The sequence below is a fragment of the Stenotrophomonas sp. As-7 genome (assembly GCF_030291015.1).
GTDB lineage: Bacteria > Pseudomonadota > Gammaproteobacteria > Xanthomonadales > Xanthomonadaceae > Stenotrophomonas > Stenotrophomonas lactitubi.
This window is the reverse complement of the sequence record NZ_CP127405.1, coordinates 1,939,568-1,954,423: the sequence shown is the minus strand read 5'-3', so window position 1 is coordinate 1,954,423 and position 14,856 is coordinate 1,939,568. Positions and strand designations below refer to the sequence as shown.

Here is a 14,856-nt window from a genome sequence, read left to right as displayed (position 1 = left end):
GGCATCTCAGCCTGAAACGGCCCGGGCAGTGCCCGGGCCGTCCAGGAAACAACGAACAGCGTAAGGCCGATATTACTCGGACTTGTTGCCGTTCAGCTGTGCACGCAGCAGCGCGCCCAGCTGGGTGGTGCCGCTGGAAGCCGAAGAGGACTGGTATTCCTCCAGCACTTCGCGCATTTCAGCGTCGTCCTTGGCCTTGATCGACAGCTGCAGGGTACGACCCTTGCGATCCATGCCCACGAACTTGGCTTCAACCTTGTCGCCGACCTTCAGGTGCTGGGTCGCGTCGTCGACGCGCTCGTTGGCGATGTCGCGAGCTGCAACATAGCCTTCGATGCCGTCGGACAGCTCGATGATCGCACCCTTGGCGTCGACTTCCTTCACCACGCCTTCGACCTTGGAGCCCTTCGGATTGGTCGCCATGTACTGGCCGAACGGATCCTGCTCCAGCTGCTTGACGCCCAGCGAAATGCGCTCGCGCTCCGGATCGACGGCCAGGACCACTGCGTCCAGGTTGTCGCCCTTCTTGAAGTTGCGAACGATGTCTTCGCCAGTGGTCGCCCAGCTGATGTCGGACAGGTGAACCAGGCCGTCGATGCCGCCGTCCAGGCCGATGAAGATGCCGAAGTCGGTGATCGACTTGATCTGGCCCGACACCTTGTCACCCTTCTTGTGGGTGGCAGCGAAGGTTTCCCACGGATTGGCGGCAACCTGCTTCATGCCCAGCGAGATGCGGCGACGCTCCTCGTCGACGTCCAGGACCATGACTTCAACTTCGTCACCGACCTGCACAACCTTGGACGGGTTGACGTTCTTGTTGGTCCAATCCATCTCGGAAACGTGCACCAGACCTTCGACGCCCGGCTCGATTTCGACGAATGCGCCGTAATCGGTGACGTTGGAGACCTTGCCGAACACGCGGCTGTTGGCCGGGTAACGACGGGCGATGTTATCCCACGGATCTTCGCCCAGCTGCTTCAGGCCCAGCGAAACGCGGTTGCGCTCGCGGTCGAACTTCAGCACGCGCACGTCCAGCTCGTCGCCGACGTTCACGACTTCGGACGGATGGCGCACGCGCTTCCATGCCATGTCGGTGATGTGCAGCAGGCCGTCGATACCGCCCAGGTCCACGAATGCGCCGTAATCGGTCAGGTTCTTGACGACACCCTTCAGGATCGCGCCTTCCTGCAGCTTGTCCATCAGCTGCTCACGCTCTTCCGAGTGCTCGCTTTCGACGACAGCGCGGCGCGAGACCACGACGTTGTTGCGCTTGCGGTCAAGCTTGATGAGCTTGAATTCCAGCTCCTTGCCTTCCAGGTAGGCCGGATCGCGCACGGGGCGCACATCGACCAGGGAACCCGGCAGGAAGGCGCGGACATCCTTGATGTCCACGGTGAAACCACCCTTGACCTTGCCGCTGATGCGGCCGGTGATGGTTTCGTTCTTTTCCAACGCTTCTTCCAGCTCGTCCCACACCATCGCGCGCTTGGCCTTCTCGCGCGACAGGACGGTTTCACCGAAGCCGTTCTCGATCGAGTCGAGGGCGACCTTGACGATGTCGCCTTCGGCAACATCGATTTCGCCAGCGTCGTTACGGAACTGTTCGATCGGCACGATGCCTTCCGACTTCAGCCCGGCGTTGATCACCACGACGTCGCCGCGGACTTCAACAACGGTACCGCTGACGATGGCGCCCGGCTTCAGCTTGGCCAGGTTGGCCTGGCTGGCTTCAAACAGTTCGGCAAATGATTCGGTCATTAGATTTACTCTGTTGGACACATGGGTCGGCTGGCTTCCCTTCAGGGAATGGCTGCCGCCCGCCTGTTGGTCGACCCCGGAAATGCAGGTCGTGTGTGGAAGTAGGAAAACCGCCACGCATCATTGCGCGACGGAGCTTTTACAGCACTGCAGATGCGCGACCTCCACCGATGCTGCTGGCAGAGCTCCCGCGCGAACGGATCAGGCAGCCGGAACCGGAAGCAGATCCATCACTCTGGCAACGACATCTTCGATGCCGATGCCTGTGGTGTCGATGAGGACAGCATCGTCTGCCGGCTTCAGGGGCGCCACGGTACGCTGAGCATCACGGGCGTCGCGGGCCATGATCTCGCGCAGGAGGTCTTCAAAGTTAACAGAAACCCCCTTGTCTTTCAACTGCTTATGCCGGCGCTCGGCGCGCTCCTCGGCACTGGCGGTCAGGAAGACCTTGTAGGGGGCGTCCGGGAAGATGACGGTGCCCATGTCGCGGCCGTCGGCGACCAGCCCCGGCTCCATCCTGAATGCGCGCTGGCGCTCCTTCAGGGCGGCCCGGACCTCGGGAATGGCGGCAATGGCCGACGCCAGCGCTCCGGTGGTCTCCAGCCGCAGCTCGTCGGTGGCATCGGTGCCATTGACCAGGACCCGCATGGCATCGCCCTGCTCGACGAACTGGACATGGGTATCAAAGGTGCAGCGCACCAGCGCGGAGGCATCGGAGGTGTCGATGTCGGCCCAGCTGGCCGCCACGCCGACGGCGCGGTACAGAGCGCCCGAATCCAGGTAGTGCCAGCCCAACCGGCGCGCCACGATGCGGCTGATGGTACCCTTGCCAGCCCCTGATGGGCCGTCGATGGTCAGGACGGGAACGAGTGGATTCATGGGGGTCCTTGCGCGTGTGAAGGGGGCATTCTAGCCCCTGCCAGACACCCCGCAACGGGCCATTTGTGCAACCACTTGAAACCATGGGGAAAAGCCCGGTAGAATGGCGGGCTTGAACGAGCGTCAACTGCCGATTGTCTTTCGCATATCGCGGCCACGCTCCACCCGAACAACTACTGTTTACGCCGAGGTATGCCATGAAAGTTCTGTCCTCCCTGAAGTCGGCGAAGGCCCGTCACCGTGACTGCAAGGTCGTGCGTCGTCGTGGCAAGATCTTCGTCATCTGCAAGTCGAACCCGCGTTTCAAGGCGCGTCAGCGCTAAGCCCAACGGTCCTTGTGACCGCGGCTGGCCCCACGCGGGGCCGACCCGATGCAAAAAGCCGCCTTCGGGCGGTTTTTTGTTTATGCGGTTTTTTCCTGCCGTTTTTGCTGTAATCGCTGTTCTTGACCACTGGGGAGTAGATCGAGATGACGCGTTACCTGTGCACCCTGGCCGTACTGGCCACCCTGGCTGCCGCCACCCCGGCGCTGGCCGATACCCTGCTTGTCGACCGCGCCCGCGAAAAGCCGGCCGGCGCCCTGCCCGTCCGCGGCCAGAGCATGCAGCAGGTGCAGTCCCAGTTCGGCGCGCCGGCAGAGCAGCTGCAGCCGCGCGGCGGACAGAAACGGCAATGGCCGACCATCCACCGCTGGGTGTACCCGCAGTTCACCGTCTACTTCGAGAAGCAGAAGGTGATCGACGTGGTGGCAAACCAGGCGGATCCGAACGAAATCGGCCCCAAGCCGCCGATCCGTTGACCCCCATGCCCGCCACCGGCGGGCGCGTGTAGCGAGACCATGAACCAGACCCTTCGTTTTCCTGCCGAATGGGAAGCCCAGAGCGGCGTCCTGATTGCCTGGCCCACCGCCGACACCGACTGGGCCGAGCGCCTGGGCCAGGTGGAAGAGACCTACATCGCCCTGGTTGCGGCGATCACCCGCTTCCAGCCGGTGCTGATCTGCGTGGCCGACGATGACGTGGAGACCTATGCCGAGATGCGGCTGCGCTCCAACCGCATCGACATGGACAAGGTCCACTTCACCACCGCCGCGTACGACGATACCTGGCTGCGTGATTCGGGCCCGATCACCCTGCGCCGCGCCGACGGCAGCTTCCAGCTGCTGGACTTCCGCTTCACCGGCTGGGGCGGCAAGTTCGATGCCACCCTCGATGACCAGCTGGTCGGCGTGCTCGACCAGGCCGGCGTGTTCAACGACGCGACGGTGCGCAGCATTCCGTTCGCACTGGAAGGCGGCGGCATCGAGACCGATGGTGAAGGCACCCTGCTGACCACCTGGAAGTGCCTGCACGAACGCCATCCCGACCGTGACCGCGACAGCCTGAGCGCCGATCTGGGGAACTGGTTGCAGCAGGAACGCGTGCTGTGGCTGGATCATGGCTATCTGGAAGGCGACGACACCGACGCCCATATCGACACCCTCGCCCGCTTCGCCTCGGCCGACAGCATCGTCTACCAGGCCTGCGACGACGCCAGCGATTCGCACTACGCCGAACTGCAGGCGATGGGTGCCGAGCTGGCCGCACTGCGCACGCGCGACGGCCAGCCGTACCGCCTGTTCCCGTTGCCGTGGGCAAAGCCGGTAATCGATGAAGGCCGCCGCCTGGCTGCTTCGTATGCCAATTACCTCATCGTCAACGGTGCGGTGCTGATGCCGGCCTATGGCGACCCGGCCGACGACCTGGCCCGCGATGTGCTGGCACAGGCCCATCCGGGCCGCGAGATCGTGCAGGTGCCCTGCCGCTCGCTGATCTGGCAGAACGGCAGCCTGCACTGCATCACCATGCAGCTGCCCGCGGGGCTGTTGAAGGCGTAATCCACGCGGTAGCGCCGGGCCATGCCCGGCGAGCGCAGCGGCATCTGCAGAATCCGCCGGGCATGGACCGGCGGCTACCGGTTGCATGCACCATTCAGCAGCCAACACGCTGTCATGCCGCATCCGCGTTAACATGCGGGTTTTCCCCCGCAGGATCGCCCCGCATGAACTCGCGCAGCCCTCTTACCGTCGCCCTGATCCAGGAGCGCAACCACGGTGATGCCGCCGCCAACCTGGCGGTGATCGAAGCGCGTGTTGCCGACGCTGCGGCACAGGGCGCGAAGTTGGTGCTGCTGCAGGAACTGCACAACGGCCCCTACTTCTGCCAGCACGAATCGGTCGATGAATTCGACCTGGCCGAGCCGATTCCGGGCCCGAGCACCGAGCGCCTGGGCGCGCTGGCGAAGAAGCACGGCGTGGTGCTGGTCGGCTCGCTGTTCGAGCGCCGCGCTGCCGGCCTGTACCACAACACCGCCGTGGTCTTCGAAAAAGACGGTACGTTGCTGGGCAAGTACCGCAAGATGCACATTCCGGACGACCCGGGTTTCTACGAGAAGTTCTACTTCACCCCAGGCGACATCGGCTTCAAGCCGATCGACACCTCGGTCGGCCGCCTTGGCGTGCTGGTGTGCTGGGACCAGTGGTACCCGGAAGCGGCGCGCCTGATGGCGCTGGCCGGTGCGGAACTGCTGCTCTACCCCACCGCGATCGGCTGGGACCCGGATGACGTGCAGGACGAGAAGACCCGCCAGCGCGACGCCTGGGTGCTGAGCCACCGTGGCCATGCCGTGGCCAACGGCGTGCCGGTGCTCAGCTGCAACCGCGTGGGTCATGAAGCGTCGCCGCTGGGCGCCTCGGGCATCCAGTTCTGGGGCAACAGCCACGTGCTGGGCCCGCAGGGCGAGTTCCTGGCCGAAGCCGGCACCGACGCGACGATCCTGATGTGTGAGGTTGACCTGCAACGCAGCGAGCACGTGCGCCGCATCTGGCCGTTCCTGCGCGATCGTCGCATCGACGCCTACGGCGATCTGCTCAAGCGCTACATCGACTGACCCGGAGCCCGCGCATGGCCGTACTCATCCGTGATGCCGGCCCTGCCGACATTGCTGCGATCACTGCGATCTACGCGGTGGAAGTGACCGACTTCGTCAACACCTACGAGTACGACATTCCCGACCAGGCCGAGATGCTGCGCCGCATGCGCGACATCATCGACCGCGGCTTCCCCTATCTGGTGGCCGAGGTCGACGGCCAGGTTGCCGGCTACGCGTATGCCAACACCTACCGCACGCGCATCGCCTACCAGTGGACCGTTGAGAACTCGGTCTACGTCGATGCCCGTTTCCAGGGCCGTGGCGTCGGCACCAGCCTGCTGCAGGCACTGATCGATGCCTGCACCGCGCGCGGCCATCGACAGATGGTGGCGGTGATCGGCGAGCCGACCAACACCGCCTCCATCAAGCTGCACGAACGCTTCGGTTTCCAGCTGGTGGGCGTGTTCCGTGGCCTCGGCCGCAAGCACGGCCGCTGGCTGGACACCGTGCAGATGCAGCGCGCGCTCGGCGATGGCGCCGATTCCGCTCCTTCCAATGAATGATTCCATGACCGAAACCCTTCCCGAAACCGGCGACGATCTGTTCGCCGGCCAGCCCGTACGCGTGGTCGAACGCGATGGCGTGCGCTACACCCTGCTGGGCACTGCCCACGTCTCCCATGCCAGCGTCGAGGCAGTGGAAAAAGCCATCGACAGCGGCCGTTTCGATGCGGTGGCCGTCGAGCTGGACCCGCAGCGCCTGCAGGCACTGAGCGACCCGGACACGCTGGCCAAACTGGACCTGGTGGAAGTGATCCGCAAGGGCCGCGTCGCGTTGTTCGCGGCCAACCTCGCGCTGTCTGCCTACCAGCGTCGACTGGCCGAACAGCTCGGCATCGAACCGGGCGCGGAACTGAAGCGTGCCGTGGACCTGGCGCGCGAGCGCAATCTGCCGGTGCACCTGATCGACCGCGAAGTGGGCCTGACGTTCCGCCGCGCTTCGCAGCGACTGGGCTTCTTCGGCAAGCTGAAGCTGGTGGCCGGCCTCGGCGCCGGCCTGTTCTCGTCCGAGGATGTCGGCGAAGACGAGATCGAGAAGCTGAAGCAGGGTGACATGCTGGAATCGAGCTTCGGCGAGTTCGCCAGCGAGAGCCCGGCCCTGTACGAAACGATCATCGGCGAGCGCGACCGCTACATGGCGACACGTCTGCGTGAAGCTCATGATCCGCAACAGCGCGAAGTGCTGGCGGTGGTCGGTGCCGGTCACCTGGCCGGCCTGGCGCGTTACCTGGAAACCGATACCGAGGCGCCCGCGCCGTTGCGCGAGCAGCTGGAAGCGGTGCCGAAGAAGCGCAACATCCCGTGGTTCACCTTGGCGATCCTCGCCATCGTGGCCACCGGCATCGGTGTCGGCTTCTATCGTGGTGGACTGGGCGTGGGCACCGAGCTGCTGGCGACCTGGGCGATGTATACCGGCGGTCTGGCCGGCCTGGGCTGCCTGGTGGCCGGCAGCCACCCGCTGAGTATCCTCACCGCGATCGTGGTGGCGCCGTTCAAGCCGTTCCGCCTGAGCATCCCCACCGGTGCGTTCGCGGCACTGGTGGAGGCACGCCTGCGCAAGCCGACCTACGAGGATTTCCTCAAGCTGCGTGATGACGCGCAGTCGTTGAAGGGCTGGTACCGCAACCGCGTCACCCGCGTGGTGCTGACCTTCATGCTGACCAACCTGGGCAGCATGCTGGGCCTGTGGCTGACTGCAGGCAAGGTGTGGAGCAAGGTGGCGGGGTAACGTCTGGCCACGCATGGCTATAGTCGACATTTAAGGAAGGAATACAGCGATGGATGCATACGATGCGCTGATGCGCGATGGATTCGTGGTGGTGCGCCAGGCCATCGCGCCCGCGCTGGTGGAAGACATCAACGAGCGCATCGCGCGCTTCAAGCAGCGCAATCCCAAGTCGGTGTCGCGCAACCTTGACGATCACCAACGCTTGTATCGGGTTGTCAATCTGCACCTGGTGGTGGATGCGATGACGCGCCTGCTTACCGACAACCCGGCCATCGATGTCTGTGACCGCTTCTTCGGCGAGCCCACCACGCTCTACACCAGCCTCTACTACGAGCGCGGATCGGAACAGTCGTTGCACCGCGATACGCCGGTGTTCTGCACTTCCCCGGGTGAACGCTACATGGGCGTGTGGACGGCACTGGACGCAGTTGATGACAGCAATGGCCCGCTGCGCGTGGTTCCGCGCAGCCACCTGCTACCACCCATCGATGTGCAGGCACTGCGCCGCAAAGTCTTCGGCGACGGCCCGGTCAGCGCGATGTCTCCGGAAGGCTGGACGGCGTATCAGGACGCGGTAGCACGCCAGTGCGAAGATGCTGGGCTGCAACCGGAGGCAGTGCACGTGCAGCCGGGTGACGTGATCGTCTGGCACCCGCAGCTGTTCCATGGCGGCGCCCCGCACCCATCGGCCGGCACTCGTCGCAGCGTGGTCATGCACGTGACACCGAAGTCGATGCCCGTGGGCCACATGGATGTCTTCTATGGCCAGACCCGTCCGGCAGAGAAGGCGCCCTGGCGCTACTACCGGCGTGGTCCACGTGAGATCGCGCGGTTCAGGCATGTCGACTTCGGCCACGAATACACGCGTCGCACCTGGTTCCTGCGCAAGGCCTGACCCGGCCCGCGAACAAAAAAACGGGGGAGACCGCCCCACTACGACCGGTCTCCCCCCACCACAAACACGTTGTGTCGTGCATTACAGCCGGGCAGCGCCCGGCTCTACCCTCTCCAGCCCACGGGCGCGCTGGATCAGGCGCACCACCGCATTGCGCAGGTCATCCAGCACCGCGTAGATCGTCGGCAGGAACAGCAGGCTGACCACAGTGGAGAAGGCCAGGCCACCGGCAATTGCACGCGCCATCGGCGAGTACTCCGGCCCGTTGCCGAACATCTGCGTATCGGTCAGCGAGATCGGCACCATCGCCAGGATCGCCGTGCCCATGGTCATCATGATCGGGCGCAGACGCTCGCGCGAGCCTTCGACCAGCGCCTGGGTACGCCCCATCCCGCCCCGGCGCAGATTGTTGATGTGCTCGATCATCACGATGCCGTTGTTCACCACCACGCCCATCAGCACCAGGATGCCGATGAAGGACATGATCCCGAACGAGGTGCCGGTGATCCAGAACAGCCAGAACACGCCGAAGATCGAGAACAGCACGCCGCTCATGATCGCCGCCGGGAACAGCAGCGATTCGAACACCGCGGCCATCACGACGTAGATCATCACCAGCGCGATCAGCAGGTTGAACACCATCTGCTGCATCGCCTCGTTGTCATCACCGTAGTCACCGCCGTCGAAGGTGAAGCCGTAGCCGGCCGGGAAGTTCATCGGCTTGAGCACTGCTTCCATGGCCTTGCGGCCGTCCGGCGCGGTGACCTTCTCTGCGAGGTTGGCCTTGATGGTCAGCGTGGTCTGGCGGTTGGTGCGACCGATCTGGGTCGCCGATGAACCCACATCGACGCTGACCAGGCTCAGCAGCGGCACGCTGCGGCCATCACCGGTGCGTACGCTGAAGCCTGCGAGGTCTTCGGGACTGCTTTGTTCGGCACCGGCAAAGCGCACCCACACCGGCACTTCGTTGTCACCACGACGGAACTCGCGCATCGGCGCGCCACGCAGCGCCAGGCCGACGAAACTGGCCACCTGCTCGGCATTGAATCCGAACGCCGCTGCACGCTCGCGGTCGACGTGTACCTTCAGCTCGCCGCCCTTCTCGCCATTGTCGATGCGCACATCGCGCAGCTCGGCGCGCTGGGCCAGCAGCGGCAGCACTTCCTGGCCGATCTCCTGCAGCATGGCACTGGAGTCGCCGACCAGCTGTACCTGCACGCCCTGGTTGCCGCCACCGCCGCCACCATCACCGCCCTGGTTGCCGACGAAGTAGTCGGTACGGGCAGACTTCGGCAGGCCCTTGCGCAGCTCCTCCTGCAGCGCCTTGATGTCCTTGGCGTACTTCTCGTCCAGAGTGACGACGGTCGAACTGCCTTCCTGTTCGCTGTACCAGGAATAGACCTGCTGCACGTGCAGGCGCTCGCGGTTCTCCTCGACCCAGGCTTCGACGCGGGCCACTTCCTCGGACATCTGCCGGTAGGTGTAGGCGCCCTTCCACATGTAGCCGATGAAGATGTCCTTGCCACCATCACCACCGAACATGTCGATCTTGGTCAGTTTCATCGGCACCAGGCTGACCAGCACCACCAGCAGGATGCCCAGCAGGCTCCAGCCACGATGGCGCAGCGACCAGTCCAGCAGTTGCGCGTATCTGCGCTGCAGGCGCGCGATCACGCCGGTCTGCGAATGCACCAGCTTCGGCGTGGCCATGCGTGCGGACAGCATCGGGATCAGGCTGACCGCCACCAGCCACGAGGCCAGCAGCGAGACCGAGATGGTGATCGCGATCTGCGCCATGAAGATGCTGATGTTGTTGGTTTCGCCGAACAGGTTGGGCACGAACACGATGCAGTGGCACAAGGTGCCGGCACTGAGCGCGATGGCAACGTTGCGGGTGCCGATGATCGAGGCCAGGCGTGGCTGGTCCGGCAGCCGCTCGCGTTCCTGGTAAATGCTCTCGACCACCACCACGGCGTTGTCGACCAGCATGCCCACGGCCAGCAGCAGGCCCATCATGGTCAGGATGTTGAGCGTGACGCCGGCGAAGTACATGAAGCCGAGGGTGATGGTGAAGCAGATTGGAATGGCCAGCGTCACCATCAGCGTGGACGGCCAGTGGCGCAGGAAGAAGAACAGCACCGTCACCGACAGGATCAGGCCAACGCCGCCGGCCTCGGCCAACTCCAGCAGGGATGAGGTCACCGCCTTGCCCTGGTTGTCGATCACCTTGATCTGCACGTCGCGCATCGAGTCCTGCGCGCGGATCGCTTCAACCTCGGCAAGCGCGCCGCGTGAGACGTCCACCAGGTTGGCGCTGCGTTCCTTGTAGATGTCCAGGCCGACGGCAGGATTGCCATCCAGGCGGCGGCCGTAGCTCATCCGCGCCGGCTTCAGCCGCACGTCGGCAATGTCACCCAGGCGCAGGCCCTTGGCATTGATGACCAGATCACGCATTTCCTGCAGGTCGGTGATCTCGCCCACCGGCTGCACGCGTACGCGCTGGCCGTTGTCATCGATCTGCCCGGCCGAGATCGAGAAGTTCAGCGTGCGCAGGCGATCACTCAGCTCGTTGATGCTCAGGCCGTGGGCGTTCAGGCGGTTCGGATCAATCGCGATCTCCACCTCGTTCGGCGGCGCGCCGGTGATCTCGACCCGGGCCACGCCCGGAATCCGTTCGATACGCCGCTTGAACTCGCGGTCGAGCATGTCGTAGGCGGTGGTCAGGTCGGTGGTACTGGCCAGGCGCACCTTCAGCACCGGTTGGTCGCTGCTGGACCACTTGAACACGTTGTAGCGCTGCACGTCGTCGGGCAGATCGCTGCGGATCGCATCGATACGCTCGCGCGCGTCGGAAGCAGCGATGGCGATATCACGATCCCAGTCGCTGAACTCGATGAAGATCGACGCGGCTTCGGACGTCGCCGAGGAGCGCATGCGCTTGATCCCGGTCATCGTCGCCAGCGACTCCTCCACCGGGCGGATGATGGTCCGCTCGACTTCTTCGGGTGTGGAGCCGGTATACGGAATCTGCACGAACAGGAACGGTGCGGAGATGTCCGGCAGCGCTTCCAGTGGCAGCCGGAACGAGGCGATCAGTCCGACCACCACCAGCGACACGAAACACATGATGGTGGTGACCGGCCGACGGATGGAGAACTCGGCAATGCTCATGCCGGTTCCTCCGCGCCCGCTGCACTGCCCTCGGCGCCGCGCAGGCCCTCACCGGCATGCTTGCGGCCACGTTCGCGGTAGTAGGCATCACCGCGCCGATCCATCAGGTCGTACACCACCGGGATCACCAGCAGGGTCAACAGCGTCGACACCAGCAGGCCACCGATCACGGTGATCGCCATCGGTGCGCGCACCTCGGCGCCCTCGCCCATTGCCACCGCCAGCGGCAGGAAGCCGAACAGCGTGCACAGCGTGGTCATGATGATCGGCCGCAGGCGCGAGCGGGCGCCTTCCACCAGCGCCTCGTGCTTGGCCACGCCGGCCTCGCGCAGCTGGTTGACCTTGTCGATCAGGATGATCGCGTTCTTGGTGACCAGACCGACCAGCAGGATCAGGCCGATGAACACCACCACCGAGATCGGCTTGCCGGTCAGCATCAGTGCCAGGATCGCGCCCACCAGCGCCAGCGGGATGGTGAACAGGATCACGAACGGATGCAGCAGCGATTCGAACTGCGAGGCCATCACCAGGTAGACGAGGAAGATCGCCAGGCCGAAGGCGAAGATCAGCGACTTCGCTGCCTGTGCCAGTTCCTCACCCTGGCCACCGATGTGCAGGCCCACGCCGGCGCCCAACGGCTGTTCGGACACCATCTGCTGCACTTCGCGCATGGCCGCGCCAAGGTCGATGTCGCGCAGGTTGGCCGAGACCACGGCAACCCGGGTCTGGTCGGCGCGATGGATCTCGCTCGGGCCGGTGGTGGCGACCACATCAGCCACTGCGTCCAGGGTGACCGGACGGGTGCTGCCCGGATTGACGATCAAGCGGCGGATGCTCTCCACACTGGCACGGTCGGTTTCCTGTGCGCGCACCAGCACGTCGATCTTGCGGTCACGGAAGCTGTAGCGGGTGGCCACATCGCCGCGCACCTTCTTCACCACCACGTCGGCGATCTGGCGGGTGGTCAGGCCCAGCGCACCGGCACGCTCCTGGTCGAAGCGGATCTGGATTTCCGGGAAGCCCTCTTCCACGGTCGACTTGACGTCGGCGTAGTGCGCGTTGCCACGCAGCAGCGCCGCCAGGCGCTGGCCCGCCACTTCCAGGGTGGCCATGTCCTGGCCGCGCAGTTCGATCTCCAGCGGCGTGGAGAAGCTGAACAATGCCGGCCGCGCGAAGTCCACCTGCGCACCCGGGTGCTGACCCATGGTGTCGCGCAGGCGCTCGGTGATCTCCGCTTCGGTCTGCGGATTGCCGCCGCCTTCCATCACGATGGTCAGCTTGCCGATGTTCTCTCCACTTTCGGTCGGGCTGGCATCCAGGCGGGTACCGCTGCCGCTGACGCCGTACAGCGATGCCACGCCTTCACCCTTGCCGTGTGCCAACTGAAGCTCGCGCACCAGCGCATCGGTCTGCTTCAGCGGCGTGCCCGCCGGCAGCTTCACCGTCATTTCGAAACGGTCCTGCGCCAGCTGCGGGATCAGGTCGGCGCCGAGCATCGGCACCAGTGCCATCGTGCCGACGAACGCCAGTGCGGCCAGGCCCAGCACCTTGCCGGGGTGGGCCAGCGCGCCGGGCAGCAACCGCAGGTAGCCGCGCTCGGCACCGGCGTACGGCTTCATCGCGATGTCGCTGGCCTTCCGCATCACCGGGCCGACCACCGCAGCCACGCCGCGGCAGAGGCGCACCACCAGCCACGCCAGCGCGTAGAAGCTCCAGCGCATCGTTGCCATCACACCACGACGGCCGAGCGCGACCGGCTTCTGCCAGCGGCTCTGCGGCTGCCACGGCTCGGCCGCAGCTTCCTCCGGGAATGCCAGCGGCGGCCGGCCCTTCAGCGAGCTCAGCATCGGAATCAGGGTCATCGACACCAGCAGCGAGATCGCGATGGCGATGGCCACGGTCAGCGCCTGGTCGCGGAACAGCTGGCCGGCGATGCCGTCGACGAACACCAACGGCAGGAACACCGCGATGGTGGTCAGGGTCGAAGCGACCACGGCCATGCTCACTTCGCGGGTACCGGCGATGGCCGCCTGCAGGATGCCGAGGCCGCGTTCGCGCGCCTTGGCGATGCTCTCCAGCACCACGATCGAGTCATCCACCACCAGGCCCGTGGCCAGTGCCAGGCCGCCCAGCGACATCACGTTCAAGCTCAGCCCGAGCTGGCCCATGAAGAAGAACGTGGCGATGATCGAGACCGGCAACGACAGGCTGATCACGAACGTGCTCCAGCCATCGCGCAGGAACAGGAAGATGATCAGGATCGCCAGCAGGCCACCGATCACTGCGTCCTTCTTGACGTCGGCGATGGCGTGCTCGATGAAGCGCGACTGGTCTTCGATGGTGGTCAGTTCGGCATCGGCCGGGAACGTTGCCTTGATCTGCTCAAGGCGCTTGCGCAGCGCCTCGGCGGTGGCAACGGTATTGGCATCGCCTTCCTTGTAGATCGCCAGTTCGACCGACTCCTTGCCGCCCAGGCGGATGACCGCTTCGCGTTCCTTGTAGCCCTGGCGCACGGTGGCCACGTCCTTAAGGCGCACCGGCACACCGTTGGCGACCACGCTGGACGCACCGCCCGACGAAGCGCTCTGCGCGGCCGATGCAGCAGCAACCGCCGCAGCCGAGCCGGTCGAGGCAGCGATGTTGAACATCTGCTGCAGCGCCGAATCGGCCGCGCTGCCGTTGGCGGACTGGGTCGTGACCAGCAGGTTGCGGATCTCTTCCAGATCAGCGAACTGGTTGACGGTACGCACCAGGAAGCGCTGCGAGCCCTCCTCCAGGCGCCCGCCGGAAATGTTGATGTTCTCTTCCTTCAGGCGCTTGATGACGGTGTCGATCGGCAGGTTGAGCTGGGCCAGTTTCTGCTGGTCGATGTCAACCTGGATCTCGTCTTCCAGGCCACCGCCGACCTTGACCGCCGCCACGCCGGTGACCGGCTCCAGCTTCTTCTTCAGGTCTTCATCGGCATAGCGGCGCAGACCGGTCAGTTCACGGATCGCTTCTTCGTCGGTCGCAGGCGCGGCCTTGGTCGACAGCACCAGGCGCATGATCGGCTCGGTGGAGGGATTGAAGCGCAGCAGCACCGGCGCCTTGGCTTCCAGGGGCAGGTTCAGCGCTTCCATCTTGTCGCGCACTTCCAGGCTGGCCTGGTCCATGTTGGTGCCCCAGGCGAACTCGAGCACCACATCACTCTGGCCGGTGCGCGACACCGACTTCAGCTTGCGCAGGTTCTTGACCACGCCGACGGCTTCTTCAACCGGCTGGGTGATCAGGGTTTCGATTTCAGTCGGCGCCGCACCGGTGTACTCGGTGCGCACGGTCAGCGTCGGATAGCTCAGGTCGGGCAGCAGGTTGACCTTGAGGTTGCCCAGCGCGATCAGGCCGAACAGCAGCAGGGTGACCGTGCACATGGCGATGGTGACGCGACGGCGGGTGGCGAACTCCACCAGGCCGCCACG

At 65.0% G+C, this 14,856-nt stretch carries 10 protein-coding genes and 1 pseudogene; 7 read left to right on the top strand and 4 right to left on the bottom strand.

Translation table 11 applies throughout. The features are described 5' to 3' along the window. Nucleotides 1-72: 72 nt before the first annotated feature. Complete coding sequence (gene rpsA / locus QP457_RS09215; RefSeq protein ID WP_025875032.1) at nt 73-1,758, bottom strand: 30S ribosomal protein S1; 1,686 nt, start codon at nt 1,756-1,758, stop codon at nt 73-75. A 201-nt stretch (nt 1,759-1,959) separates the two neighbouring features. Beyond that, complete coding sequence (gene cmk / locus QP457_RS09210) at nt 1,960-2,637, bottom strand: (d)CMP kinase (protein WP_032977572.1); 678 nt, start codon at nt 2,635-2,637, stop codon at nt 1,960-1,962. A gap of 197 nt (nt 2,638-2,834) precedes the next feature. Between cmk and ykgO the strand changes: the two genes are divergently transcribed. The 7 genes from ykgO (at nt 2,835) to QP457_RS09175 (ending at nt 8,230) form a co-directional block, all read left to right on the top strand. Then, nucleotides 2,835-2,960, top strand: coding sequence for a type B 50S ribosomal protein L36 (gene ykgO, locus QP457_RS09205; RefSeq protein ID WP_005409283.1), 126 nt, complete (start codon nt 2,835-2,837; stop codon nt 2,958-2,960). A gap of 146 nt (nt 2,961-3,106) precedes the next feature. Then, nucleotides 3,107-3,436, top strand: coding sequence for a hypothetical protein (locus tag QP457_RS09200; protein ID WP_089240526.1), 330 nt, complete (start codon nt 3,107-3,109; stop codon nt 3,434-3,436). A 39-nt stretch (nt 3,437-3,475) separates the two neighbouring features. Further along, nucleotides 3,476-4,513, top strand: a complete 1,038-nt coding sequence (locus QP457_RS09195) for an agmatine deiminase family protein (protein WP_205406404.1) — start codon at nt 3,476-3,478, stop codon at nt 4,511-4,513. 164 nt (nt 4,514-4,677) lie between these two features. Then, nucleotides 4,678-5,565: a carbon-nitrogen hydrolase gene (locus QP457_RS09190; protein ID WP_025875046.1), complete on the top strand. Its 888-nt coding sequence runs from the start codon at nt 4,678-4,680 to the stop codon at nt 5,563-5,565. Nucleotides 5,566-5,579: 14 nt separating this feature from the next. Then, entirely contained in the window at nt 5,580-6,110 is a 531-nt protein-coding gene (locus QP457_RS09185; RefSeq protein ID WP_099821257.1) for a GNAT family N-acetyltransferase, read from the top strand. Then, entirely contained in the window at nt 6,103-7,335 is a 1,233-nt protein-coding gene (locus tag QP457_RS09180; RefSeq protein ID WP_205406403.1) for a TraB/GumN family protein, read from the top strand. Before QP457_RS09185 ends, QP457_RS09180 begins: the two co-directional genes overlap by 8 nt. 49 nt (nt 7,336-7,384) lie before the next feature. After that, nucleotides 7,385-8,230: a phytanoyl-CoA dioxygenase family protein gene (locus QP457_RS09175; protein ID WP_205406402.1), complete on the top strand. Its 846-nt coding sequence runs from the start codon at nt 7,385-7,387 to the stop codon at nt 8,228-8,230. 81 nt (nt 8,231-8,311) lie between these two features. On the opposite strand, the gene QP457_RS09170 is transcribed toward QP457_RS09175, so the two are convergent. After that, a complete protein-coding gene (locus QP457_RS09170; RefSeq protein ID WP_205406401.1) occupies nt 8,312-11,401 on the bottom strand; it encodes an efflux RND transporter permease subunit in 3,090 nt (1,029 codons plus the stop codon). Beyond that, nucleotides 11,398-14,853: pseudogene (locus QP457_RS09165) on the bottom strand (efflux RND transporter permease subunit); the annotation flags it as partial. The pseudogene QP457_RS09165 and the gene QP457_RS09170, both read right to left, overlap by 4 nt. Nucleotides 14,854-14,856: the final 3 nt, after the last annotated feature.